The organism is Paenibacillus sp. AR247 (assembly GCF_002968895.1).
Classification (GTDB): domain Bacteria; phylum Bacillota; class Bacilli; order Paenibacillales; family Paenibacillaceae; genus Paenibacillus_AQ; species Paenibacillus_AQ favisporus.
On record NZ_PCZT01000044.1, the window covers coordinates 1 to 3,367 of the forward strand.

4 protein-coding genes and 1 pseudogene are annotated in these 3,367 nt (G+C 41.4%); 2 read left to right on the top strand and 3 right to left on the bottom strand.

The annotated features are described in order from the left end of the window. From CPT76_RS35490 to CPT76_RS35500, 3 genes are all read right to left on the bottom strand, one after another. Positions 1-348 (bottom strand): heme-binding protein (locus CPT76_RS35490; protein WP_105446225.1); only part of this gene is annotated, 348 nt, incomplete at its 3' end. Further along, positions 349-1,542: an MFS transporter gene (locus CPT76_RS35495; RefSeq protein WP_105446226.1), complete on the bottom strand. Its 1,194-nt coding sequence runs from the start codon at positions 1,540-1,542 to the stop codon at positions 349-351. Positions 1,543-1,703: 161 nt separating this feature from the next. Continuing rightward, entirely contained in the window at positions 1,704-1,997 is a 294-nt protein-coding gene (locus tag CPT76_RS35500; RefSeq protein WP_105446227.1) for a putative quinol monooxygenase, read from the bottom strand. Between the two features lie 652 nt (positions 1,998-2,649). Here CPT76_RS35500 and CPT76_RS35505 point away from each other — a divergent pair. Both CPT76_RS35505 and CPT76_RS35510 read left to right on the top strand, forming a co-directional pair. Beyond that, positions 2,650-2,928: pseudogene (locus CPT76_RS35505) on the top strand (ATP-binding cassette domain-containing protein); the annotation flags it as partial. A gap of 248 nt (positions 2,929-3,176) precedes the next feature. Then, positions 3,177-3,367: NmrA family NAD(P)-binding protein (locus tag CPT76_RS35510; RefSeq protein WP_146116550.1), on the top strand; the 191-nt coding region annotated here is incomplete at its 3' end.

Below are 3,367 nucleotides of genomic sequence, written 5' to 3' on the forward strand. Positions count from 1 at the left end.
GATTGGAATAGAACCGCCCACCGCCTGATATTCTGCAGTAGAAAGCAGGGAGTGTTCTGCATGCGAAGCACCACTTTGGGTAAAGCGCTCATCGATGTAGGCAGAACTGCGGTTATAGTGGTCAACGATCCGTTTTTTGCGAAACAACCACGTGTAGTTTTCTTCTGAGGTGCCATCCATCAAGTGAGTAAACACAGGAACTCGGTTACGTTCAATATGAATGGCTACAGCCACGTTGTTTTCTTGGGCATACTGCACAATCCGGTTCCCAATAGCAAGTGCATCTTGATGGCTAAAAGTTGTAAATTCCAATTCTTTCTCCAAAAGGTCTAATTCATTCAAATTCATTTATCCTCTCTCCTCAATAAAAAGTTTCTGTTTTTTGTCCATTCTGTAATTGATTACTGCCAGTAAAAAGGCGAATCCCGCCATAATTGCACCAATCCAAGCCGTGTCCATAATATGCATATGGTCTACTGCAAGCCCACCCAATGTTGAACCAGCGGCTATCCCAATATTAAATGCAGAGATATTTAATGCTGAAGCGACATCCTTCGCAGAAGGTACCAACTTTTCTGCAAGCATTAGAATATAGGCCTGTACGCCGGGAGACATCATAAATGCGAACAAGCCGATGATTATCAGGGAAAAGATGGTGAGCGTCTTGTTGGGAAGTAGCCAGATTTGCAGCAGTAAGGCAATGCCCTGAAACAAGAATACGAAACGGAGTGCCTTTACAGGATGTCCATTTGCTAATTTTCCCCCGACGATATTCCCGATTGCCACGGCAATACCATAAATCAGCAGCAGCCATGAAATAGACGAAGCTGCGTACCCGCTAATCTCTTCAAGGATTGGGGAGATATACGTAAATAAGGCGAAAGTGCCACCGAAACCGAGTACCGTCATGAGCAAAGCAGTAATGATCCTAGGGTTAGCAATCAAACTTCCTACATCTCTCAAGCTCGGCGAGTGCATTGAACGTGGGACTTTTTCTACGGCTACTAGACTGACCAACAATGCGACTAGACCTAATACAGCGACTACGGCAAATGACATCCGCCAACCATATACTTGTCCAATATACGTTCCAAGTGGAACCCCGAGAATGGTGGCCACGGTTAACCCGGTGAACATAATGGAAATGGCGGTGCCCTTTTTATTAGCCGGGACCATATCGGCTGCAACTGTAGCTGCAACAGCGAAAAATACACCATGAGAAACAGCTGTAATTATCCTAGACAAGAGCAGGACCGAATAGGTCGGAGCTACAGCTGCCAGAGCATTCCCTGCAGTGAACACGATCATAAGGAACACCAAGTATCCTTTTTTAGGCAACTTTCCGGTCATTACTACCACGATCGGTGTTCCAATGGCAAGGGCAATGGCATATCCGGACACCAGTGTTCCTGCTTGCGTTACAGTAATCCCGAGGTCAGTGGCCACCTCTTGTAGAATACCGACAATAACGAATTCCGTTGTTCCAATGGCAAAAGCACTTAACGCAAGGGAGATTAGTGCAATAATGATTTTTGAATTCATACATTCACCTCCTTTATGTAGGCTAATATTAAGCTAGGTATCAATAAAGTTCAAATAAAGAAAAAAAGTTTCTATAATAGAAACTTTTTACGAGAGAAATGCATTGATATTAACGACTAAAGAAAGTAATGCTCATTATTAAAAATTGATTTATTTAGATATTATGATTCCAGATTATGCAAACGATACACATCCATTGTATCGATAATCGTCTCAATATTTTTTCGGTATGTTTTGTAATGCTCAGTATTTACATGTTCAGATATGGCGTTCTCATCGGCCCAAGTTTCATAAAAGACAAATGTACCTTTCTCTTCGATGGATTGATGCAGCTTATATTGTATACAGCCTTTCTCAGCACGTGACGGTTCAATGAGTTTGAGTAACTCATCGTGTAACCGCTCCTCTTGACCAGATTTTGCTTTTAGAATCGCACAAATTGTAATGACAGTCATGAAGTGCACCCCTTAGTAACAAATTTTATGTCCCGATGCCTAAGTTATATTCAGATACTAATGTCTAGCCGGAATGTCACAGAACTTACCAAATGTTCAATTATTTTCGTCATGTATCACTCCTAAAGTGACATATTTGTGTTACTGAAATATGGAGAAATACTGGTAATATGGCTCATCTTAAGTAATTCATTGGGGGAATTCAAAATAAGTTAGAAAGTTTCAAATAAAGAAAACTATTGATCTAGTCTTTACACCCCATCCATGCATAAGCACTTATTAGAAACTATAGAATCAAAGCGACTTTTTTGATTATATAATTACTCAGGTTTACGAAATACTTACAATTCAAACAGAAGATTGGAGAAGAACAACGATCAATCTAGATAGAACAACACAAGATCTACTTTTCAACCTCATAATAGTAACTAAGGAGTGTCGGCACGCTTCGTTTCTTTGATGCCAGAGGACTTAAATTATGCCGAAGCGGCAGCCTTACCTCTTGTATCTTTACGGCTTTACAAACATTAGTGGAATTTGGACAAGTCATTGAAAGGGCAGAATGTACTGCTATCAGGCGGAGGCGGCGGGAACGGCACGACAGCAATTCAGATAGCAAAGGCTTTAGGAGCTTACGTAACGACAACAACAAGCCGTTAATCCCGAAGTGATTTTATTAGATGAGCCTACCTCTGAATTGGACCCGGATTTGGTGGGGGAAGTTGTGCAAGTAGCGAAGGAAGGCACAACGATGGTTGTAGTGTCGCACGAAATGGCTTTCGCTGAAGAGGTAGGTACTAAGGTTTTATTTATGGATGGCGGCGTAGTAGTTGAGGAAGGGTCCGCGAAGGATATTTTCAGCAATCCCAGGGAACGAGGTACGAGACAATTTTTAAGTAGGATTTTGAAAAATCATGATTATACGATTTAGGCCTGCAGCGTTCGCTGCACGGCTTTTTTTTTGTTGATTAGAAATTGTCAGCCCAAAATTAACTGTAGGACTGAGTTTAGACGGTATGCTGTTAATAAGTTTCAAATAGTGAACTTTTTCATTTACTTTTGTTTTACAGGTCAAGCAGCTTATATAATATTTCCGTGTCATAGACGAAGGGATGTAACGAGTTAGGTGTAATTCCTAACCCAATCCTTGCTGAATAATAATAGGATGGGGGAGTATAGATGAAAGTATTTATAACAGGTGCTTCAGGCTATATCGGTGGATCAGTTGCAAAGACTTTGGTCGACGCAGGACACACCGTATACGGCCTGATTCGCAACCAGGAAAAAGTAGCTGCACTCCAACAACTTGGGGTAGAACCCGTACTAGGAACACTTAATGATGCAGATATCTTAATAAAGTTCGCACAACG

Coding starts and splice junctions, on each gene's coding strand:
- CPT76_RS35495 (WP_105446226.1), bottom strand. CDS start 1,542: ATGAATTCAAAAATCATTATTGCACTAATCTCCCTTGCGTTAAGTGCT.
- CPT76_RS35500 (WP_105446227.1), bottom strand. CDS start 1,997: ATGACTGTCATTACAATTTGTGCGATTCTAAAAGCAAAATCTGGTCAA.